Consider the following 22,465-nt stretch of genomic DNA (forward strand, 5'->3'; position numbering starts at 1 on the left):
CTGTCCTTCTCCTTAGCCCAGTAGAGTGCGCAAATGCGCGGCAACGCCATCCTGCGCTACTGCCGTTTGCTCACCAGAGCGCAAATCCTTCACTACAACAGTACCGTCAGCCACTTCGGACTCACCCAGTACCAGTGCAACGCGGGCGCCCCACTTATCGGCACGGGCAAACTGTTTCTTAAAGTTGCCGCCGCCGTGGTTGGTCATCAGTTTCACACCAGGAACTTCATCACGCAGACGTTCCGCAAGCCGCATTGCCGCCGACTGTGTGTCTGTGCCTGAAGCAACCAGGTATATATCGACAACAGGGGAGGCAATAAATTCCGGATTCACTGCCTGAACTAACAAAACAAGGCGTTCCAGGCCCATGGCGAAGCCCACAGCTGGCGTTGCACGACCGCCCAGTTGCTCTACCAGACCGTCGTAACGACCACCGGCACACACGGTGCCCTGCGAGCCCAGACTGCTGGTAACCCACTCAAATACGGTGCGGTTGTAGTAATCAAGACCACGAACCAGACGCTGATTAACGGTGTAGGCAATCCCTGCGGATTCCAGTAGTTTGCACAGACCCGCGAAATGCTCGCGAGAGTCGTCATCGAGATAATCACCCAGCGCAGGTGCGTCGTTGAGTAGCGCCTGCACTTCTGGGTTTTTGGAGTCAAGCACGCGCAGCGGGTTGGTGTACATGCGACGCTTGCAGTCTTCGTCCAGTTTCTCTTTATGCTGTTCCAGATAGGCGACCAGCGCATCACGGTAGTTAGCGCGGGCTTCAAGCGAACCAATTGAGTTCAGCTCCAGGCTAACATGTTGAGAAATACCCAGCGCGCGCCACCAGCGAGCGGTCAGCATAATCAGTTCAGCATCAATGTCCGGGCCCTGCAGGCCAAACACTTCGACACCCAACTGATGGAACTGACGATAGCGTCCTTTCTGCGGACGTTCGTGGCGGAACATCGGCCCGATATACCACAGACGCTGTTCCTGATTGTACAGGAGACCATGTTCAATGCCGGCGCGTACGCAGCCCGCAGTCCCTTCAGGACGCAGAGTCAGGCTGTCGCCATTTCTGTCCTCAAAGGTATACATCTCTTTTTCAACCACGTCGGTAACTTCACCGATCGCGCGTTTGAATAACGGGGTCTGCTCTACAATCGGCAAGCGGATTTCACTGTAACCGTAGCTACCGAGCACGTTTTTGAGTGTGCCTTCAATGCGCTGCCAGATGGCGGTTTCGCCAGGCAGATAATCGTTCATGCCGCGAATGGCTTGAATGTTTTTTGCCACGTTTATTCTCTTTATGAATATAAAAATGAACCCTCAGCGCTAACCCGAACAATGCGGGCGCCATGCGGGTTCAATCATACACGGGAAGCACGCCGCTTCCCATCACGTTGTTATTTTTCAAGCTGCTGCACGTCGATACGGCGCGCTTCGTCCAGGATACTCGCTTTAGCGCGAATACGGGCTTCAAGCTGTGTGATCATATCGTCGTTGTCGAGTCGGTCCTTACGCACACCGTCTTCGTACAGGCCGCTTTTCTTGTTACCGCCCGTCACGCCCAACGTAGAAACCAGCGCTTCGCCAGGACCGTTTACCACACAGCCGATGATCGAAACATCCATTGGCGTAATGATATCTTCCAGGCGTTGCTCCAACGCGTTAACCGTACCGATAACGTCGAATTCCTGACGTGAGCAGGTTGGACAAGCGATGAAATTGATCCCGCGCGCGCGAATGCGCAGCGATTTCAAAATATCGAAGCCCACTTTGATCTCTTCCACCGGATCGGCAGCCAGAGAAACACGCAGCGTATCGCCGATCCCTTCTGATAGCAGCAATCCTAAACCGATCGCGGATTTCACCGCCCCGCTACGTGCGCCACCGGCTTCGGTGATCCCCAGATGCAGCGGTTGATCGATCTGTTTCGCCAGCAGGCGATAGGATTCTACGGCGAGGAAAACGTCAGAGGCTTTAACGCTGACTTTGAATTGATCGAAGTTCAAACGATCGAGGTGATCCACATGACGCATAGCGGATTCCAGCAGCGCCTGCGGCGTCGGTTCACCGTATTTTTCCTGCAGATCTTTTTCCAGCGATCCGGCGTTTACGCCGATGCGGATAGGAATATTTTTATCACGAGCGCAGTCTACTACCATACGGATGCGCTCTTCATTACCGATATTGCCTGGGTTGATACGCAGACAGTCAACGCCGTATTCCGCCACTTTCAGCGCGATACGGTAGTCGAAGTGAATATCGGCAACCAGCGGGACATTAACCTGCTGTTTGATAAGCTTGAACGCTTCTGCAGCATCCATTGTCGGTACAGAGACACGAACAATATCTGCGCCTACGCGTTCCAGCGCTTTGATCTGATTAACCGTCGCTTCCACGTCAGTGGTGCGCGTATTGGTCATAGACTGTACGGCGATGGGCGCGCCATCGCCGATCGGCACGTTCCCAACGTAAATGCGTGTCGATTTTCTACGTTGAATTGGAGCCTGGTTATGCATTAAAAAATCTCCCGCATTGCCGTCTGTTACTGAGCCGGTGATTGTTCGGCATTAACGGTCAGACGTGCAACCTGGTTAGTTCTGATAAAACGACTCAGATCGACAGGTTTACCCTGGAACTGAATCTGCACTGCCGCCGGAGCGCCAATTTTCAGTTTGTACGGCGCCTGACCGGTCAAATTCAGATTACCGTCTTTACGCTGCATACCGCTGAACAATTTTTTACCGGTCGCATCGGTTACTTCCAACCAGCAATCGGCGGTAAAGTTCATTACCAGTGCGTTAGGATCGGCTGCTGGGGTACTTACACCCGCCTGGTCAGTCGGCAGCGGGGCCGCATTTGTTGGCGCTGTTGGCGCTGCGGTTGCGGTATCCACATTGGCCTGAGACGGTGCCACAACAGCATTCTGTTGCGCATCCGCGGCTGGCGCCGGGGTTGCCGGAGCATCCGTCGATGGCGCGGCGTCCGCCACTGCGCCATCATCTGCAGTCGGCGTCGTCTCCTGACCTGCTGCGGCGCTGGTATCTAACGGTACATTCTGCGCGCTGTCTTTACCGGCATTCAGCTCAGCAGAAGATTGATCGGCCATGGTGCTGATCTCTTCCTGCTGCGCTTTGTGGTTCTGCCACCACCAGGCGCCTGTCAGTCCGACAACGACAAACAGCACCAGCCAGGTGAAGGTCATTAACCAGCCATCGCGCTTTTTACGACGCTTACCGAGCGAGAAGCTCTGCATCGGCGCGACTTTAGCAGGGCGAACTGGAGCCTGTTTTTCCAGCCCTGGCAACAGTTCTTCTTCAGGAATATGCACCAGACGCGCATAAGAACGGATGTACCCACGCAGGAATGTTGAAGCGAGATCGGCTGGTGCCTTATCTTCTTCAATATCGCGTACCGTGGAGACCTTCAGGCACAGTCGTTCCGCGACTGCCTGTTGGCTGAATCCGAGTTGTTCACGGGCATTGCGCAGACGAACGCCGGTGGAGAGTGCTTCATTTTTGTCGTGCGTGGCTTCAGTATTCATTCGCTACAGCTGCGTAAATTTGGGTTCTGGCGCCGGCGAGTCACAATGCTCACCCACACCGCGAAACATCTGGTCAGTTAACCTTCGTCAGACAGTATAAAACGGTCAGACTACCAATGACAAAAAAGCGTAAACCTGAGGGCTAAACTCTTGTTGCGCCGTTACATACTGCCTTAAAGTCGACAAAAACGCACCGTTATTATTGACCTGACGACAACAACCAAAGAACCTCACCTGGCTTACATTGCACTACGGTACAAGAATTATACCGTAGTGCGCTCGACATCAAACGGTTTTGATGTCGATAGCATCACCCTGCATACGCTTGCGCAGAGTACGCTTGGTACGGTCGATAACGTCGCCTGCCAATTGGCCGCAGGCTGCATCGATGTCATCGCCACGTGTTTTACGCACGATGGTGGTGAAACCATAGCTCATCAACACTTTGGAGAAACGATCGATACGGCTGTTAGAGCTACGACCATACGGTGCGCCAGGGAACGGGTTCCACGGGATCAGGTTGATCTTACACGGCGTATCTTTCAGCAGTTCAGCCAGTTGATGCGCGTGTTCGGTACCGTCATTAATGTGATCCAACATGACATACTCAATGGTCACACGACCCTGGTTGGCGTTGGATTTTTCCAGATAACGACGCACTGCCCCGAGGAACGTTTCGATATTGTACTTTTTGTTGATAGGCACAATTTCGTCACGAATTTCATCGTTCGGCGCATGCAGAGAGATCGCCAGCGCAACGTCAATCATATCGCCCAGCTTATCCAACGCAGGTACAACCCCTGAGGTGGAAAGCGTAACGCGACGCTTGGACAGCCCGAAACCGAAGTCATCCAGCATGATTTCCATCGCCGGCACCACGTTAGTCAGGTTGAGCAACGGCTCGCCCATCCCCATCATCACCACGTTGGTGATAGGACGAACACCCGTTGCTTTTACCGCGCCGACGATTTTCGCCGCACGCCAAACCTGACCAATGATTTCCGACACTCGCAGGTTACGGTTAAATCCCTGTTGCGCCGTAGAGCAGAATTTACACTCTAATGCACAACCAACCTGTGAAGAAACACACAGGGTCGCGCGATCGTCTTCCGGAATATAAACGGTTTCAACGCGCTGATCGCCAACCGCGATAGCCCATTTGATCGTGCCATCAGAGGAACGCTGCTCTTCCACCACTTCCGGGGCGCGAATTTCAGCGACTTCTTTCAGCTTGTTACGCAGCACCTTATTGATGTCAGTCATGTCATCAAAGTTGTCGCTGCAATAGTGGTACATCCACTTCATGACCTGATCGGCACGAAACGGCTTTTCGCCCATTTCTTTGAAGAATTCGCGCATTTGCTGACGGTTCAGATCCAGCAGGTTAATTTTTCCATTTTTATTTGGAACCGCAGGAATGACGACTTCAGAGGTGTTAACTAATTCAGACATAATTTTTTCCGGCCTCGTTGTTACACGTTGTGGCCCGTGGAGGGTTAAAAAGAAACGCCCCGGCAAGCGGTCTGCTCTTCCGGGGCGTTGCATTGTACAAAGTCTGGCGCAGGGATGCCACGTTTGCACGAAGCATTAGCGAAAATAATATGTAAAGAAAGAACGTAGGCCTGATAAGACGCCTCGCGTCGCCATCAGGCAAAGCAGAGCCGGATGCGCAAACGCTTATCCGGCCTACAGGACGAGCTTATTAGCGCGTACGCGGGCAAACCTCGCCCTCACCGAAGAAATAGGCGATTTCGCGAGCGGCAGATTCAACGGAATCAGAACCGTGAGTCCCGTTTTCGGTGAAGCTGTCAGCGTAGTCGGCACGCAGGGTTCCGGCCAGCGCGTTCGCCGGGTTGGTAGCGCCCAGCAGATCGCGATGACGCTGTACGGCGTTTTCGCTTTCCAGAACGGAAACAACGATCGGACCGGAGGTCATGAATTCAACCAGACCGTCAAAGAACGGTTTGCCGTCGTGCTCAGCATAAAAGCCACGCGCCTGCTCAACGGTCAGGTGCAGCATTTTAGTCCCTACAATCTTGAACCCTGCAGCTTCAAAGCGCGCAAAGATGCTCCCAATAACGTTTTTTGCCACCGCGTTTGGTTTAATGATGGAAAAAGTACGTTCAATAGCCATTGATAACCTCTGTAATATGTTCTGTTGTTGTCTATATAGATGTACGACCTGGCGCGGATTATAAAGAGCATCCCGGCAATTGACTATTGATGAAGGTAACATTTCTTTAAAATAAGATGAGTTTTAGCAACAAATACTCACCAACTGGTCTACTGCACCGAAAATCTCACCGTCGCCACCTGTCCGGCGTCATCCATCACCAGCAGTTGGTAATCCCCTTTGACCGTCAGACGTAGCGTCAAGTGACGCCCGCGCTCGTCCAGACGTTGTCCGTTAAGAAACCACCAGCGATCGCCTGTTCCACCGCTGGTTTGCACCGGCAATGAAGCCTCTGGAGAACCAGGTAAACGCTTCACAATCGCGCCATCGCGCAGACCTGTCAACTGCAACCGTAACCCGGGATCCTGCCCCAACGGCGGACATGTGGCAGAAACAGGCGGTAATCTCGCCCCACGGCGCTCTGATTCCGGCAGCCATGGTTCAAGCGGCAAGGGCCAGACGATAAGCGTCTGTTCGCGCGCCTGCGGGCAATCCGCCGCCACGCGTTTGCCCTCTCCGTCCAGCCAGACAGGGAAACGAATGCCGTTAACGCCTTCCTGCTCAGGTAATAACAGTGTTGGCGGCTGACTGCCATCCAGTAGCCAGGTTGCCAGCCGGCGGCGACAGTTACTGTCTCCAGCCGCAAGAGATTGCCCGCCCGGCCAACATACCACGCCGCGGCTAACGGATTCAGGACGGGGGTCTTCCGGCTGATTCGTCCCGCGAGAGAGCAGCAGATTGTTGACCTGATTGAGCACAGGTACGGCGCTGGCAAAGCCAAACTGCCCCACCACCGGCGTACCGTCGGGCCTGCCGGTCCAGATGCCAATCACATAACGGGCGTTAATCCCAATCGCCCACGCATCGCGATAGCCATAGCTGGTGCCCGTTTTCCACGCCAGAGGAACCACTCTGCTCAGTGCGTTATCCGGTAGCGGTTGTGCTTCGTCAGCCATAATCCGGCGAATAATCCACGCCGCGCCTGCCGACATCAGCGGACGCTCCAGTAGCGGGTCTGCCGGCTGCAGACGCAATTTACCCGCCTTCCCGTGGCGGGCAAAGGCGCTATACGCCGCCGCCATATCATCAAGCCTTGCCCCCGCCCCGCCTAAAATCAGCGACAGATTCGGCGCAGCCCCTGCGGGCAGATATAACGGTAAACCGACGTTACGTAACGATGCGGCAAAACGCTTCGGGCCATAGGCTTCCAGAACCTGGACCGCAGGTAAATTCAGCGAACGTACTAGCGCCTCGCTCATACTTACCGGTCCGTGAAAACCACTGTCAAAATTCCCCGGTCGATAATCACCGGTTCGCCGTGGTACATCCTGCAACAACGAAGCGGGATGAATTAATCCGTCATCCAGAGCCAGACCATAGATAAACGGCTTCAGCACCGATCCCGGCGAGCGGATCGCATTCACCATATCCACATGACCAAAGCGGGAGTCATCATTCATATCCACTGACCCCACCCAGCCACGCACGCTCATATCGGTGTGATCGACCACAATCATCGCCAGCGAACTGCGCGCCGGCAATCGCCCTTTCCAGTTTTGCGCCAGCTCTTCGAGTTGCCGCTGCAACCCGGCGTCAAGGGTAGTCACGATTTTATCGCTGCGGCTTTTTCCCAGCATCATGCGCGAAAATAACGGCGCTAACTGCGGCATCTGCCTGGGGGCCAGCCAGACCGGCTCTTCGCGTGACTCCTGCACCTGTTTTGCGGACCAAATGCCCTGAATTGCCATACGTTCGAGCACTTTATTACGCGCCGCTTCAGCGCGCTCCGGCCAACGGTCCGGACGCAGACGGCTCGGCGCCTGTGGCAGCACAGCCAGCAATGCTGCATCGGAGTAGCTCAGTTGTGCAGGCGATTTGCCAAGATAGGCCCAGCTCGCTGCGCCCACGCCTTGCAGCGTGCCGCCAAACGGCGCACGGTTAAGATACAGCGTCAGAATGTCGCGCTTGGACAGATGCCATTCCAGTTGCAACGCGCGCCAGAGCTGGCGAAACTTGCCGCCAAAGGTGCGTGGGTGGGGATCGAGTAAACGCGCCACCTGCATGGTGAGCGTACTGCCGCCCGAGACGACACGCCCGGATGAGAGGTCCTGCCACGCGGCGCGCAGTACTGAAAACGGATTGACCCCGGGGTGTTTCCAGAACCAACGGTCTTCGTAGTTAATTAAGGCCTGAAGGTAGCGGGGGGATACCTCATCAATCGTCACCGGATAACGCCAGATACCGTCCGCGTCGGCGAAGCGCCAGAGAGGCGTACCATCGTGCGCCACCACGACACGCGCGGGATCCACCTCATGAAGCGGCAGCGGCCAGATTTTGTCTGCCGCCCAAATCGCCATCACAAACACTAGCGCAACGACTGCCAGCCAGAGCCAGCAGCCGCGTTTACCCAACCCGCGCATCATTTATGGTCTGACAATCAAAAGCCCCTCTGCCGCACCGGTTGCCCGCCACTGCGGAACATACATTGATTCCACCTGCGGGACGGGAACCTGATACGTTCCCGGTGTTACTGCTCTCGCCAGATAGACCAGCGTAACCGGCTGTCCTTCATTGACCGCCACCGCAGCGACAAAGCGATCGTCACGGAACTCAATATGCTGGATATCTGCCTGCTGCATCTGATTGAGCAGGTTCGCCACTTCGCTACCGCTATCCTGCAGACTGGCGCTGCCGTTAGCCAGATTTTGGTTTTCCAGCTCCAGTCCGGCAGGCAGTAAGTCGACGACCAGAGCATCCGGCACGTTCTGGCTGGCTTTAACGTCCAGCCAGACCAGCACCAGTTCGCCGCTGCGCAGAGAATCCAGTGATTTGCTGCTCCCGTCGAGTCCCAGGATCTGACGTTCAATATGCAGGACGTTGCTGGCAGGCGTCGGTGCGGTTTGCGGATAACCGCTGACATCCAGACGCAGCCACAGCGGCAGATTACCGGTATTCGTGACGCTCAGCGTGGACAGCTCGTCGGCATCCAGATTCCGGGTTTGCGATTTATCACCTGCTAACGGTTGTTCAGAGAGTGATGTTTGCGCCTGCCACGTGCCAGGTAAATCCTGTAACGTACGCGCGGCAAGGAACAACGCATTATTTTCCTGAGTAGAGAGCCAGCGCTGACCAAAGGCCTGTTCTGACAATGTGTTCAGCAACGTATTCTGCTCTTCAGGTTTGAGCTTGTTCTCTTCCAGCAATGCCAGCATCAGCGCGTTGTCGCGTAGCTGACTGCCGTAATCCGCCATCCACTGTTGTGCATCGCGACGCGGTGTATTCAGCGCCAACGTAAGCGCCTGTTCACTGCGATTAGCATCGCCCATGTTTTTCAGCGCGATCCCCAGTTGCAACAGCGGCAAACCAGAAGCCGCCTGAGCGCGGCGCTCCCAGATTTCACGCAGTGCGCCAAGCGGGGCTTTTTGCTGACGAGCCAACACCAGCGCGGCGTAGGCCTGTACAGCAAACCGGCTTGCAGACGAGTCATCGGTATAACGAATCGACATCATCCCCGGATCCTGCAAATAACGCAGCAGCCGCTCGTTCCCCCGGTTAATCACCTCAACCGGGACGCTGTAGCCTTGTTCGTTCGCGCGGACGAGGAAATCCATTACGTACGCGGTCAGCCAGTACTCTTCCGGCCCGTTCTTATCCCACAGCGCAAAACCGCCGTTATCGCGCTGCATTTGCAGTAAACGGGAAATGCCAATCTCTACTGCCGCACGGCGTTTTTCATCACTGTCGCCCGCGATACCTAATGCCTTCAGTTGCGCAGCATTGGTGTATAAAGAGGGGAACAACCCGCTCGCCGTTTGCTCAAGACAACCGTAAGGGTAAGCTTTCAGTTCACGGATGTAGCGCGCCAGATTCAGCGGCGGTTTACCGCTGAACAGCAATTGTCCCTGCATTGTCACAGGAGAGAAATTAGCCAACTCTTCGCCTGGCAGCTGCCAGGTTGCCCCCGGCTGGAGCGCAACGCCATTATTGACAGTTTGCGCGGGAAACGCCGGGCGCACGCCAATCTTCCACTGTTTGTGCTGCACAGGCAGCGTCTCCCCTGGCAGAGACAGACCGCTAATCTGCGCCTGAATTTCCCCCTCGCCAAAGCCTTCCCGCGCGCGCACCGGAATAAACAGCGTAGTCCGTACGCCTGGCGCCAGATTCACAGGCGCAAGATCTTGCCCTATCAGTTCCAGTAAACCGCTGGCCGCGAGGTTAATATTCAGCGTCTGTGGTTTATCGGTCAGGTTGGTCACGTCCAGCGTCAGGCGCGAAGTATCTCCCCCGGCCAAAAAGCGCGGCATGTTCAGTTCAGCAATCACCGGCGCGGCGACAATCACTTTGCTTTCGCTGCTACCAAAGTCATCCGCCGTCCAGGCCTGCGCCATGACCCGCAGCTCGCCGTTGAAATCACCAATCGGTAACGTCACCGTACCTTCGCCCTGCTCGTTAAGCGTGACCGGTAACGCCTGTTGCGCCACGATATTGACGTGATTAACCGGAGGCTTACCGCCACGCTTTAACTCATCGCCATCGCCACCAAAGCGCAGCGCCGCCAGACGTCCTTGTCCTTCGATGACCTGACCGTAGATATCATAAATATCCGCACCATAGCGTTTTTGTCCGAAAAACGCCTGCCATGGGTCGGGCGTAACGTAATCAGTGATGTTCAACACCCCGCTATCAACGGCAGAGACCAGTACGTTAACCTGTTTTGGCACGTCGCCATTTTTAACGCTGGCTTTAATCTTGACGGTTAATGGCTGATTTGGGCGTATTTTCGTCGGACTTTCCAGCACCAGTCCCAGACGACGATTTTCATCGCCCAGCGGTAAATGCAGCAACCCAACCGCCCGTTTTGGCGTCGCCGAACGGGATTTGTCGCCAGGACGAACCACCAGCGCACTGAGATACAAATCGTGGCGATTCCAGGTTTTATCGACTGGAATAGTGAGGTCCAGGCCATTCGCAGGCACGTCTATTTCTTGCCACCACAACGGTCCTTCGCTAGATTCTACCATCGCATAACCTTTGCCAGCCGCGGGGGCGGCAATATGCAGCTTCATGGTATCGCCAGGACGATAGCCGGGTTTATCCAGTTTCAGGGTCACACGATCGGGGCGAACAGAGCCGCTGCCGTCGCTATTATCCTGCCAGCTATAACCCGCCCAGAAGCGCACGCTGCTCACCGCATCATTCGGCGCTTTTACTTCCAGACGATAGGCGCCCCACTCAACCGGGAAGCTCACTTTACCGGTTTCATCGGCCTTAAGATCCAGAGTCTGCTCACCTTCGATCAGATCTTTTTGATCAAACTGCGATTGCCAGCCCTCGCCTTCAGTCCAGTTCCAGTAATAATCACGACGTTCGCGGATCAAACGCACCTGCAAGCCGGACACCGCTTTTTTATCGCCTTGCGCATCGGCATAAACGATATCGAAAGCAGCATTGCTGTCTTCATCGACGATAGGCTGATTCACCGTGGTGTCAGTGCGATAATCATAAACAGCTTTAGCCGCAAACTGCGGTCGAATCCCCGGCAGCGTATCTGCAGGCCAGATGGCTTGTTCAACCCGACGCGTCACCGGGCGGCCACCCGACTCCAGCAGGCTGGCTTGCAACACCACCTGTAACGGGGAATGCGTCTCCTGCCACTGGCTGTTGGCGGTCACTTCGCCGCGACCGTGATCGTCCAGCGTGAGCTGAACTTCATCAAGACTGCGGGAAAGGTTTTCTTCGGCAATATTACCAAACTGAAACCCCGGCAGTGTCTGCACCGCTTCGCGTAACGGGCGCAGGAAAAGCTGCCCTTGCAGAGCGTTGCCGTTGGCGGGCGCGCCGTACAGGTAGTAACCCACCACCGAGAATTTCACTTCATCAGTTGGCGCTACCGGCATTTTGCTGGCGGTGAGATTGAGCGCCATCCGCTCTGGCATAAAATCTTCAACGTGGAAATCCCACATCCGCGACTGGTTGTCGCCAGTATTGGCGCGAATATGCCACATACCGGTCGGCGCGCTGCTATCCAGCGGCCAGCTAAAGCGGTACAGACCGTTCTCCGGCTGGCTAACAACCGAGCGTAAAACCTGTCCGTCGGGCTTGACCACTTCCAGCTTCACCGGCTGGTCGGGCAACGTTTTACCGTCGCTGTCACGTAGTAATCCATTGAGGATCACCGTTTCACCGGGGCGATAGAGATCGCGCGGACCAAACATAAAGAACTGTTTGCTGTATCCCGGTGCGCCGGCAATATCAAACTCAGCCAGATCCAATGCCGGAAGTTTCAGGTCAAGCAGCGTAGTCTGCCCGTCTTTGCGGGCCAGCAATAAGGCAGCTTCTTTATCAGTCTTAAGCTGTACATGCCCCTGCGCGTCACTGGTGGCTTGCGCCAGCGTCTGCCCTTTTTCGTTGAGTAATGTGACTTCAATGCCCTGCTGCGCTGCGCCGTTTTCCAGACTCTGCGTAAAGATATCCAGTTGATTATGGTAACGATGCGCTGACACACCAATATCGCTGAGCGTAAACAGCGTCGCGGCATTACTGTAGTTGTATTTTCCGGCCTGATTCATCACCGCGATGTAAACACCAGCCTGCTGCAACGGTTTGATTTCGCTCAGCGGCAGCAACAGCTTTTCGCGAGTGTTGCGCGCAGGGTTGAGGTCAAAGCGTCCGGTATAGACCAGTTCCGCCATTTTCAGCAGATTATCGGATTCCCAGTTCGACAACGAATTGCGGTATTCCCACTGGCTGACAAACGCGCCGAGCGACTCTGGCTTCACGCGATAAAAATTCACATCCACACTGTTAACGTTGAGCGCCATCACCGGCAGCCCTTCAATCACCTTTCCCGGCAGTAGCGAACCGCGACTGGCGAACCCTACGCTCGGCTGGACGTCACGTGTGGTGATATTTTTTTCATAATCGATACCAAACGTCGCTTTATTCAGCGCCAGTAAATCACGCTCAATGGTAACCACCAGTTCCCGGTTAGGTTCGAGGTGCCGTAAGCGTAGCTCTTTCAGGTTTGGCGCCAGCTCCCAGGCACCATCGACTTTGCCGCTTTTTTTATCGACAACGTGCACTACGCGGGAAAAATCCTGTTCCGGATCGAGGGGAATGGAGAAGGTCAACACGAGCGTTGCCGCGCCGTCGAGCTGGACCTCTGAGGCATCTAACAGCGTCAGCGACTTGCCCTGACTTTGTTGCATCAGCTTCTCTAACTGGGCCTTGTCTTTTGCGGGCGCAGTCTGCGGAGCAGGTGCATCCGGCTTCGCAGCCGTCGTCGATTTTTCGTTATTATTATCACACCCGACAAGTGCCAGCATCAGCATGCAGGCCGCTACGCGTAAATGTTTCATTTTTCATCCCTGGCCATAGTGGCCCGTTAGCTACGTAGAACAACTATTATGCGTTAGTTTTCAGGCTGTGGAAGCCAGTAAATGAACAACGTTGTCCTAATTTTCGTGATTAATGTGGATTCGCCTGACAAATCAGCCTCTTTTACTTGTCGCTTTGCACTAAACGTCCGACAATTTGCCAAAACCTGGTAAAAATGGAGATGCCTATGACCACCGCCTTCTTTGTCGCTGCCGACTGGCTTGCCGAACACATTGACGACCCGGAAATACAAATCCTTGATGCCCGGATGGCACCTCCAGGTCAGGAAGATCGCGATGTTGGCGAGGAGTATCGCGCAGGTCATATTCCTGGCGCCGTTTTTTTTGATATTGAAGCGCTTTCCGACCATACCTCGCCGTTGCCGCACATGATGCCGCGCCCGGAAGCCTTCGCTGTCGCGATGCGCGAATTGGGTGTTCATCAGGATAAACATCTGGTTGTCTACGATGACGGCAATCTGTTTTCGGCGCCGCGCGCATGGTGGATGCTGCGGACTTTTGGCGTCGAGAATGTCTCCATTCTGGCGGGCGGTCTTGCTGGCTGGCAGCGCGATGAGCTGATGCTGCAGGAAGGAAACGAGGAGTTACCCGAAGGCGAATTTAACGTCGCATTTACGCCTGAAGCCGTGGTGCGCGTCACCGATGTGCTGCTGGCCAGTCATGAAAAAACGGCGCAGATCGTCGATGCCCGCCCGGCTGCGCGTTTTAATGCCGAAGTTGACGAGCCGCGTCCAGGCCTGAAGCGTGGTCATGTACCCGGTGCGCTTAACGTACCGTGGACAGAGCTGGTTCGTGACGGCGAACTCAAAACTACCGATGAGCTGGATGCTATTTTCTTCAGCCACGGCGTGAGCTTTGACCGCCCCATTATCGCCAGCTGCGGCTCCGGCGTAACGGCTGCCGTGGTGGTACTGGCGCTTGCCACGCTGGATGTTTCGAACGTCGCACTGTATGACGGGGCGTGGAGCGAATGGGGAGCGCGCAACGATTTACCGGTAGAACCATCTGAGGCTAAATAAAATCTGATTTACTCATCTTTTTCGCCCACAAAAAAACCGCCCAAATGAGCGGTTTTTTTGTGCCAGTCCGGTTCGCGGCCTTTCCAGCAGGCGTTGTTGCCATAGCAACGCAAGCACACCACAGTGCGGTAATATTCCTTTTAAAGGGAGCTAAAGTCAAGTTAATTAGCTCGAAAACTATTCAACAATTGATGTATTATCCTGACCGGCCCTTTTCGCCGTCTCGCAAACGGGCACTGGCTTCAGGAAAGGATGTCCCGTGGCCGTAAACGCAAGCACACCACAGTGCTTGCTATCACGGCATTATCGCCAGTGGTGCTGTCGTGATGCGGTCTTCGCATGGACCGCGCAATGAAGATGCGATACTTCTGTATCGTGCTTGTTGTTTCTGGCGCGTTGTGTCTTCACGGGGACCAGAGTTACTCAGGTAATTCTGCACGCGTGACGCTCAGCACCCAGGGCAAGTAAGCCTGGTAGCCGCCCTTCGGGGCGGCTTTCCTTCACTCAGATAATCCGGTTCTGTTTAAAGTCGCGCAGGAAGCCGCCCCAGCGGCGTTCGTAGAACGGTGCGATATGCTCGGTGATAAAGTGGCTGACACCCTTCTCGCCTTTCTTCACCTGGCAAATATCAATCGGTTCATCGCCCGGCAATGTGTCGGTCGCGACGCTGCCCGCAGCGTGGATGATCTCTTCAATATCACCGTCAGCTTCAATCCCGATCAACAGGTTTGGCTGAGCTTCCGCACTTTCTTTGATTGAGCAGAGAAACGCACGTTTTACCGGCTTGATGGTTTTAAACAGCGTGGTCAGCGAGTCGATCATCTGCGCTGGCGGTTCAGCAACTTCAGAGAGGATCAGCGATTCGCCGCCTTCCAGTACTTCCTGGGTGCTTAGCGGACTCCCCTCATCACCGATCAGCAGACTGATTTCACGCGGCATAAACTCTTTGCCGGTCGGCAACTTCGCGTTGAGAAACAGCGTTTCGCCGAGCGTCATTTCAAATAACGTACGCACCGGCATGACGACAAATGCTTGCTCATCTTCAACCGCCTGCTGCAGGGTCTCAAGGGAAGTAAAGAACGGGATCACGGTTGTGCCGTCTTCTTTTTCCCAGTGCTGAAGGTCGAGGGCGCTGTCTTCAACCACCGCCTCGCCTTCTGCAGCAGTACCCGGCACCCAGACGGTGGATTCAAGTAAAGTACGGAAAAATGCCGGTCGATGCGCAGGCTCTGTCGCCGCTTGTTCCAGCAACGTTTCTAATTCATTTTTTGTTTCGGACATAAGGATCACAAATTGGATGAATACATGTAGGCCGGATAAGCGTAGCGCCATCCGGCAATACAGTCATGAATTATGCGGTCAGCAGATTCGCGATGGTGCGCACACCCAGACCGGTTGCGCCCGCAGACCACTGCTCAACTGGCGCTTTGCGATAAGTTGCAGAGCAGTCGATGTGCAGCCAGCCTTGCTGGTAGTTTTCCACAAAATGAGACAGGAAGCCTGCTGCAGTGCTCGCACCCGCCGGATAAGCCGCACTGCCGGTGTTATTCAGCTCGGCAAAGTTAGACGGCAGCTGACTACGGTGGAACTCAGCCAACGGCAGACGCCAGAACGGCTCGTTTTCTTGTGCCGCGCTTGCCAGCAGACGGGCAGCCAGCTTGTCGTCAAAGCTGAACAACGCGTGATAATCGTTACCCAGGGCGGTTTTCGCGGCACCGGTCAGCGTAGCTGCATCAATAATCAGCTCCGGTTTTTGCGCGCTGGCGTCGATCAGACCATCCGCCAGCACCAGGCGTCCTTCCGCATCGGTATTCATCACTTCCACTTTTTTGCCGTTGCGATAGTGAATAATATCGCCCAGCTTAAAGGCGTTGCCGCTGATCAGGTTATCCGCACAGCACAGGTACAGCTTCACACGCTTGTTCAGACCACGGGTGATGGCAAACGCCAGCGCGCCGGTGACCGTTGCCGCACCGCCCATATCGGACTTCATTGAGTCCATAAATGCGCTTTGCTTGATGCTGTAACCGCCGGAGTCAAAAGTAATGCCTTTGCCAACCAAACAAGCGTAAACCGGGGCTTCTTTGTCGCCAGTCGGGTTGTAGTCCAGCGCCAGCAGCACCGGAGGACGCTCAGAACCGCGCCCCACGGTATGCAGTCCCATGTAGTTCTGCTCACGCAGATCTTCACCTTTGGTGATGCGGTAAGAGACGTTATCGCAGGCAACAGAGCACAGCAGATCGACCGCGCGCTGCGCCAGTTGTTCCGGGCCCAGTTCTTCCGCCGGGGCATTAATGGTATCGCGCACCCAGTCAATAATCTTCAGACGGTTATCCAGCTCTTTGCGCTGTGCTTCGTCCAGGGCAGCCCACTCAACTTTGCGACTGCCTTTCGGTCCTTTATAACCCTGCCAGAAAGCCCAGCTGCGTTCGGTATCCCAGCCTTCACCGTCCAGTTGCACGTGTTTAATACCCAGGCCGTCGATTTTACGCGCGGCGCGCTGGATAAGGCCGAGGTCATCTTTTCCGTTCAGGTGCAGGGTAATGCCTTCATTATTAATGCTGTATGTTGCCTTTTCACCCCAGCGGGCATCGGCAGGTTGCGTGGAAAGCGTAATTTTCATGGCTTCTGTCATTTTATTTATCCTTATTTTCGCGCATACAGGAAAACGGGCCACCCGTGGGCAGCCCGTTGACTTATTCGGCTTCGTCCAGCCAGACCAGTAAAATGGCCTCAAGGATTTTTTCGTTCGATGCCTGTGGATCATCATCGAACTCTTCCAGGTCACAGATCCATTGGTGCAGATCGGTGAAACGAACGGTCTTGGGATCGAGATCGGGGAAGGCGTCGTACAGCGCTTCACCGATTTCACGGCTATCGGTCCACTTCAGTCCCATACTACCCTCTGTTAATGCTCACGTGCATGATTGATTGTGTAACGTGGGATTTCGACCACTAAATCGTCCGCGGTTACCCGCGCCTGACAGCTTAAACGGCTCTCCGGCTCCAGGCCCCAGGCTTTATCCAGCATGTCGTCTTCTTCTTCCGTGCTTTCCGGCAAAGAATCAAAACCTTCACGTACGATGCAGTGACAGGTCGTACAGGCACAGGATTTTTCACAGGCATGTTCAATCTCGATGCCGTTACGCAGGGCAACGTCGAGAATGGTTTCGCCAGTCTCAGCTTCCAGAACTGCGCCATCGGGACAGAGATCCTGATGAGGCAAAATAACAATCTTTGGCATATTAAACCTCGTCCACGGAATGGCCTTTCAGCGCGCTACGGACGGATTTGTCCATGCGGCGAGCGGCGAATTCCTGGGTTTGTTTGTCTACGTTTTTAATGGCTTGTTCTATCGCGTCAACATCGTCACCCTGCGCAACCTCGCTCAAGTGCGCGGCGGCGGTGTCGATAGCCTGACGCTCTGCGGCGCTTAACAGCGCGGCATCAGCGTTCAGCGCACCGGATAAGCTTTCCAGTACACGTGCCGCTTCGACTTTCTGTTCTGCCAGCATACGGGCTTTGACGTCCTGCTCGGCAAAACTCATCGAATCCTGAATCATGGAGGCGATTTCACCGTCGGTCAGACCATAGGACGGTTTGACCTGAATGGAGGACTCAACGCCGGTGGATTTCTCCATAGCGGTGACGCTCAGCAGCCCATCGGCATCCACCTGAAAGGTCACACGGATATGCGCGCCGCCTGCTGGCAGCGCAGGAATACCGCGCAGCGCAAAGCGCGCCAGTGAACGACAGTCCTGCACCAGCTCACGCTCGCCTTGCATCACGTGGATGGACATCGCGGTCTGGCCGTCTTTAAAGGTGGTAAAGTCCTGCGCACGCGCCACCGGGATAGTGGTGTTACGCGGGATCACTTTCTCCACCAGACCGCCCATGGTTTCAAGGCCCAGGGACAGCGGAATGACGTCCAGCAGCAGCATTTCGCTGTCTGGTTTATTCCCGACCAGAATATCCGCCTGGATTGCCGCGCCGATAGCGACCACTTTATCCGGGTCGATAGAGGTCAGCGGCGTACGGCCAAAAAACTCACCAACGCGTTCACGTACCAGCGGCACGCGGGTTGAACCACCGACCATCACCACTTCCAACACATCCTGCGGCTCAACGCCCGCATCTTTCAGCGCGCGACGGCAGGCCAGCAGCGTACGCTTAACCAGTGCGGAAATCAGTTCATTGAAGGTTTCACGGGTGATTTCACCCTGCCATCCCGCCACGTTAACCGTTACAGAATCGGCGTCGCTGAGCGCAATTTTCGCCGCAATGGCGGCATCCAACAGTTCACGCTGTACGCGGTTGTCGCTGCGATCGGCAACCCCCGCCTGCTCGCGAATGTAATCGGCGAGCAGATGGTCAAAATCATCGCCGCCGAGCGCGGAATCACCGCCGGTCGCCAGCACTTCGAACACGCCGCGGCTCAGGCGCAGAATAGAAATATCAAAGGTACCGCCGCCAAGGTCATAGACTGCGATCACGCCTTCCTGACCGGAGTCCAGGCCATAAGCGATCGCCGCAGCGGTCGGCTCATTCAGCAGACGTAATACGTGCAGACCAGCCAGGCGCGCGGCGTCTTTGGTTCCCTGACGCTGTGCATCGTCAAAATATGCCGGAACGGTGATCACGACGCCGTCCAGTTCACCGGACAGCGATTCGGTTGCCCGCGCGGCCAGCGCTTTCAGAATATCAGCGGATACGCGCACCGGATTAAGTAAACCGACAGCGGTTTCAATCATCGGCAGGCCGTTTTCACTGGCCTGAAACGTATAAGGCTGATGCGGATAGCGCGCCTGGATATCCGCCAGAGAGCGGCCCATCATGCGTTTTACCGAACTCACGGTATTGGCCGGGTCAAGCGCGGCATTGGCGCGGGCATCGTAACCGACAGAGTAGCCCTGCGGCTGATAGTGAACCACTGACGGCAACAGGTGGCGACCCTCATGGTCTGCCAGCGTTTCGGCCTGGCCGCTGCGTACGGTTGCAACCAGGGAGTTGGTAGTGCCTAAATCGATACCTACCGCCAGACGACGCTGGTGCGGCGCGGCGCTCAGACCAGGCTCACTAATTTGTAATAAGGCCATTTTCGCTTCCGGAAATTAAAAATCGAGCAGTTTTTCTTCGAGTTGTTCTGCACTGCTTCGCAGTTTATCGAGAAAACGCAGCTTACGCACGGTATCCGCCGCCGCGTCCCACATCTCGTTATCCAGCTGTTCAACCATCAGTTGATGGCGACTTTCAAACATTTTTTTCACGCGCTGGATAAAACTTTCCAGTCGCGATTCGTCTTTCGTCTGCTCGATCTCGTCAAGCTCTTCCCGCAGTTCCAGTTGCTCCATCAGGAACGCGGTATCACGCACCGTGTGCTGCTCATTGCGAATATCAAAACCGTGTAAAGACAATAAGTATTCGGCGCGCATCAAGGGATGACGCAGCGTTTGCCAGGCCTGATTAATGGTGGCGGACTGCGAAACCGCAGCAAGTTGTTCCGCCTGAGAACCGCTGGCGAATTTATCAGGATGATACTGACGTTGTAGATCCTGAAAACGGATCGTCAGGGCCTGGAGATCAATAGGATATTGAGCGGGTAATCCGAAGAGAGTGAAGTAATCCATAACTATCTCAGGGGTAGCCTGTTAGAACAAACCCCACACGTAAAATCATGCGTGTGGGGTTATCGGTGAGCGCGTTATACGTGGAAGCTTTCGCCGCATCCACATTCGTCTTTCACGTTCGGGTTAGTGAACTTAAACCCTTCGTTCAGACCTTCTTTGACGAAGTCTAACTGCGTACCGTCGAGAAATTGCAGGCTCTTACCGTCGACCACAACTTTAACGCCTTTGTCTTCAAACACGGTATCTTCAGCCGCCGGCTCGTCAACAAATTCCAGTACATAGGCCATACCTGAGCAGCCGGAGGTTCTCACGCCCAGACGCAGGCCAAACCCCTTACCGCGGTTAGCCAGGAAGGTATTTACACGCGCTGCTGCACTGTCGCTTAAGGTAATCGACATAATAAAACCTCAACTCTTAATTATTTTGCTTCACGTTTGCTTTTGTAATCCGCAATCGCGGCTTTAATCGCGTCTTCAGCCAGGATAGAGCAGTGAATTTTCACCGGTGGCAGTTCAAGCTCGTCGGCGATATCGGTGTTTTTAATCGCCTGTGCTTCGTCCAGAGATTTCCCTTTTACCCATTCGGTAACCAGAGAGCTGGAGGCAATGGCGGAACCGCAGCCGTAAGTCTTGAAACGCGCGTCTTCAATGATACCCTCATTGTTGACTTTGATCTGCAACTTCATCACGTCGCCACAGGCCGGTGCGCCGACCATGCCGCTACCCACGTTCTCGTCGCTGTTGTCAAAAGAGCCCACGTTACGTGGATTCTCGTAGTGATCGATAACTTTTTCGCTGTAAGCCATGTTGAATTCTCCTTATTGGTGCCGAATTAGTGATGTGACCATTCAATACTGTTCAAGTCCACGCCCTGTTTGAACATTTCCCACAGCGGAGAAAGGTCGCGCAGACGGCCAATGGAGTTGCGAACCAGATTGATGGCGTAGTCAATCTCTTCTTCGGTAGTGAAACGACCTAAAGAGAAACGAATTGAGCTGTGTGCCAGCTCGTCGGTCATACCCAGCGCGCGCAGCACGTAGGATGGCTCCAGGCTTGCTGAAGTACATGCAGAACCGGAGGATACCGCCAGGTCTTTCAGCGCCATAATCAGCGACTCGCCTTCAACAAAGTTGAAGCTGACGTTGAGAATGTTCGGCGCGCCCTGTTCGAGATCGCCGTTCAGGTACACTTCTTCCATGTCCTTCACGCCGTTCCACAGACGGTTACGCAGACTGCGCAGACGCGCCATCTCGGTTTCCATCTCTTCTTTCGCGATACGGTACGCTTCACCCATGCCAACGATCTGGTGGACAGGCAAAGTACCGGAACGCATGCCGCGCTCGTGACCGCCGCCGTGCATCTGCGCTTCGATACGAATACGCGGTTTACGACGCACGTACAGCGCGCCGATACCTTTCGGACCATAGATTTTGTGGCCGGAGAAGGACATCAGGTCAACTTTCAGTTGGCTCAGGTCGATAGGCAGTTTGCCCACGCTCTGAGTGGCGTCAACGTGATAGATGATGCCGCGCGCACGGCACATTTCACCGATAGTCGCGATATCCTGCACCACGCCAATTTCGTTGTTCACGTGCATGATGGACACGAGGATAGTGTCGTCACGCATTGCCGCTTCAAGTTCTTTCAGGTCGATAATACCGTTACGCTGTGGGGCGAGGTAAGTGACTTCAAACCCTTCGCGCTCCAACTGACGGCAGGTATCCAGCACAGCTTTGTGTTCGGTTTTGCTGGTGATGATGTGCTTGCCTTTTTTCTGATAAAAGTTGGCTGCACCTTTAATCGCCAGGTTATCGGATTCCGTCGCACCGGAGGTAAAGACGATTTCACGCGGATCGGCACCGACCAGATCAGCGATCTGATTACGGGCGATATCTACCGCCTCTTCAGCATGCCAGCCAAAACGGTGTGAACGGGAAGCTGGGTTACCAAAGTTTCCGTCCAGGGTCAGACACTGCATCATTTTCTCGGCAACACGCGGGTCCACCGGCGTGGTTGCGGAGTAATCGAGATAGATCGGTAATTTCATTGCTCTATAAACTCCGTACATCGCTTCAATGCAAGGAACCAGGCAACCGGCTGGATGTACGACCGAGTTAACGGGGCGTTTAACACCCCGGCCTGATTCTAAAATACTTTTATTATGCGCGTAACTTAACGTCGATCGCGTCTTGAGCACGATTAGTGCGTGGAGCGTCATGCGTGTGCTGGCGACCAGACACATCCAGGACTTCCTGATTATTCACCAGTTCGCCCAACGTAATGTTGTTGAGGAAACCGGTCAGACGATCGCTCAGATCGCGCCACAGCGCGTGGGTCAGGCATTTATCGCCGCCCTGACAACCGCCTTTGCCCTGGCAACGGGTCGCATCTACAGACTCGTCGACAGCGCTAATGACTTCACCTACTGCGATGCTGCCGGCATCTTTACCCAGCAGATACCCGCCGCCTGGTCCACGTACGCTTGAAACCAGACCGTTTTTACGCAAACGGGAAAACAGCTGCTCCAGATATGACAGGGAAATTCCCTGACGTTCAGAAATATCAGCCAACGGTACCGGGCCCGTTTCTGAGTTGAGCGCAACGTCCAACATTGCGGTCACGGCATAACGCCCTTTTGATGTCAGTCTCATGTCTTACTTAGCCTCAAACTCGCCCCTGCCCGGGGTTTTTTATTGTAAAATGGGGGTA

The 22,465-nt window shown here is 54.8% G+C and carries 19 protein-coding genes; 2 read left to right on the plus strand and 17 right to left on the minus strand.

Annotation, left to right across the window (positions count from 1 at the left end):
* Window positions 1-12: 12 nt before the first annotated feature.
* From hisS to FOB24_RS18625, 7 genes are all read right to left on the minus strand, one after another.
* On the minus strand, window positions 13-1,287 hold the full coding sequence (hisS, locus tag FOB24_RS18595) for a histidine--tRNA ligase (protein ID WP_069324459.1): 1,275 nt from the start codon (window positions 1,285-1,287) through the stop codon (window positions 13-15).
* 110 nt (window positions 1,288-1,397) lie between these two features.
* Entirely contained in the window at window positions 1,398-2,516 is a 1,119-nt protein-coding gene (ispG, locus tag FOB24_RS18600) for a flavodoxin-dependent (E)-4-hydroxy-3-methylbut-2-enyl-diphosphate synthase (RefSeq protein ID WP_016154000.1), read from the minus strand.
* Between the two features lie 26 nt (window positions 2,517-2,542).
* Complete coding sequence (rodZ, locus tag FOB24_RS18605) at window positions 2,543-3,541, minus strand: cytoskeleton protein RodZ (protein WP_150345300.1); 999 nt, start codon at window positions 3,539-3,541, stop codon at window positions 2,543-2,545.
* 285 nt (window positions 3,542-3,826) lie between these two features.
* Complete coding sequence (locus FOB24_RS18610; RefSeq protein ID WP_003037713.1) at window positions 3,827-4,993, minus strand: bifunctional tRNA (adenosine(37)-C2)-methyltransferase TrmG/ribosomal RNA large subunit methyltransferase RlmN; 1,167 nt, start codon at window positions 4,991-4,993, stop codon at window positions 3,827-3,829.
* Window positions 4,994-5,243: 250 nt separating this feature from the next.
* Complete coding sequence (gene ndk / locus FOB24_RS18615) at window positions 5,244-5,675, minus strand: nucleoside-diphosphate kinase (protein WP_003037710.1); 432 nt, start codon at window positions 5,673-5,675, stop codon at window positions 5,244-5,246.
* A gap of 149 nt (window positions 5,676-5,824) precedes the next feature.
* On the minus strand, window positions 5,825-8,137 hold the full coding sequence (gene pbpC / locus FOB24_RS18620; protein WP_150345301.1) for a peptidoglycan glycosyltransferase PbpC: 2,313 nt from the start codon (window positions 8,135-8,137) through the stop codon (window positions 5,825-5,827).
* Window positions 8,138-13,072, minus strand: a complete 4,935-nt coding sequence (locus FOB24_RS18625; RefSeq protein WP_150345302.1) for an alpha-2-macroglobulin family protein — start codon at window positions 13,070-13,072, stop codon at window positions 8,138-8,140.
* Window positions 13,073-13,278: 206 nt separating this feature from the next.
* On the opposite strand from FOB24_RS18625, the gene sseA reads away from it, so the two are divergent.
* Together sseA and timP are read left to right on the plus strand one after the other, a co-directional pair.
* A complete protein-coding gene (sseA, locus tag FOB24_RS18630) occupies window positions 13,279-14,130 on the plus strand; it encodes a 3-mercaptopyruvate sulfurtransferase (RefSeq protein WP_085049321.1) in 852 nt (283 codons plus the stop codon).
* A 357-nt stretch (window positions 14,131-14,487) separates the two neighbouring features.
* Complete coding sequence (timP, locus tag FOB24_RS24545) at window positions 14,488-14,598, plus strand: small toxic inner membrane protein TimP (protein WP_263364683.1); 111 nt, start codon at window positions 14,488-14,490, stop codon at window positions 14,596-14,598.
* 36 nt (window positions 14,599-14,634) lie between these two features.
* On the opposite strand, the gene sseB is transcribed toward timP, so the two are convergent.
* The 10 genes from sseB to iscR all read right to left on the minus strand — a co-directional run bounded on the left by sseB (window position 14,635) and on the right by iscR (window position 22,407).
* On the minus strand, window positions 14,635-15,411 hold the full coding sequence (gene sseB, locus FOB24_RS18635; protein WP_150345303.1) for an enhanced serine sensitivity protein SseB: 777 nt from the start codon (window positions 15,409-15,411) through the stop codon (window positions 14,635-14,637).
* A gap of 70 nt (window positions 15,412-15,481) precedes the next feature.
* On the minus strand, window positions 15,482-16,765 hold the full coding sequence (gene pepB, locus FOB24_RS18640; RefSeq protein WP_038642620.1) for an aminopeptidase PepB: 1,284 nt from the start codon (window positions 16,763-16,765) through the stop codon (window positions 15,482-15,484).
* 61 nt (window positions 16,766-16,826) lie between these two features.
* Complete coding sequence (iscX, locus tag FOB24_RS18645; RefSeq protein ID WP_003037694.1) at window positions 16,827-17,027, minus strand: Fe-S cluster assembly protein IscX; 201 nt, start codon at window positions 17,025-17,027, stop codon at window positions 16,827-16,829.
* 11 nt (window positions 17,028-17,038) lie between these two features.
* Complete coding sequence (gene fdx / locus FOB24_RS18650; RefSeq protein WP_137350948.1) at window positions 17,039-17,374, minus strand: ISC system 2Fe-2S type ferredoxin; 336 nt, start codon at window positions 17,372-17,374, stop codon at window positions 17,039-17,041.
* A 1-nt stretch (window position 17,375) separates the two neighbouring features.
* Window positions 17,376-19,226, minus strand: a complete 1,851-nt coding sequence (gene hscA, locus FOB24_RS18655) for a Fe-S protein assembly chaperone HscA (protein WP_150345304.1) — start codon at window positions 19,224-19,226, stop codon at window positions 17,376-17,378.
* Window positions 19,227-19,241: 15 nt separating this feature from the next.
* Complete coding sequence (gene hscB / locus FOB24_RS18660; RefSeq protein ID WP_038642626.1) at window positions 19,242-19,757, minus strand: co-chaperone HscB; 516 nt, start codon at window positions 19,755-19,757, stop codon at window positions 19,242-19,244.
* Between the two features lie 74 nt (window positions 19,758-19,831).
* The gene (gene iscA, locus FOB24_RS18665; RefSeq protein WP_003037681.1) at window positions 19,832-20,155 is read right to left on the minus strand and encodes an iron-sulfur cluster assembly protein IscA; all 324 of its coding nucleotides are present in this window, start codon (window positions 20,153-20,155) and stop codon (window positions 19,832-19,834) included.
* A gap of 20 nt (window positions 20,156-20,175) precedes the next feature.
* Window positions 20,176-20,562 carry a Fe-S cluster assembly scaffold IscU gene (iscU, locus tag FOB24_RS18670; RefSeq protein WP_002913991.1) on the minus strand — a complete coding sequence of 129 codons (387 nt, stop codon included), beginning with the start codon at window positions 20,560-20,562 and terminating at the stop codon, window positions 20,176-20,178.
* Between the two features lie 26 nt (window positions 20,563-20,588).
* Window positions 20,589-21,803: a cysteine desulfurase gene (gene iscS / locus FOB24_RS18675; RefSeq protein ID WP_038642631.1), complete on the minus strand. Its 1,215-nt coding sequence runs from the start codon at window positions 21,801-21,803 to the stop codon at window positions 20,589-20,591.
* Between the two features lie 112 nt (window positions 21,804-21,915).
* The gene (iscR, locus tag FOB24_RS18680) at window positions 21,916-22,407 is read right to left on the minus strand and encodes a Fe-S cluster assembly transcriptional regulator IscR (protein ID WP_003037674.1); all 492 of its coding nucleotides are present in this window, start codon (window positions 22,405-22,407) and stop codon (window positions 21,916-21,918) included.
* Window positions 22,408-22,465 lie beyond the last annotated feature (58 nt).

This window comes from Citrobacter werkmanii (assembly GCF_008693645.1).
Classification (GTDB): Bacteria; Pseudomonadota; Gammaproteobacteria; order Enterobacterales; family Enterobacteriaceae; genus Citrobacter; species Citrobacter werkmanii.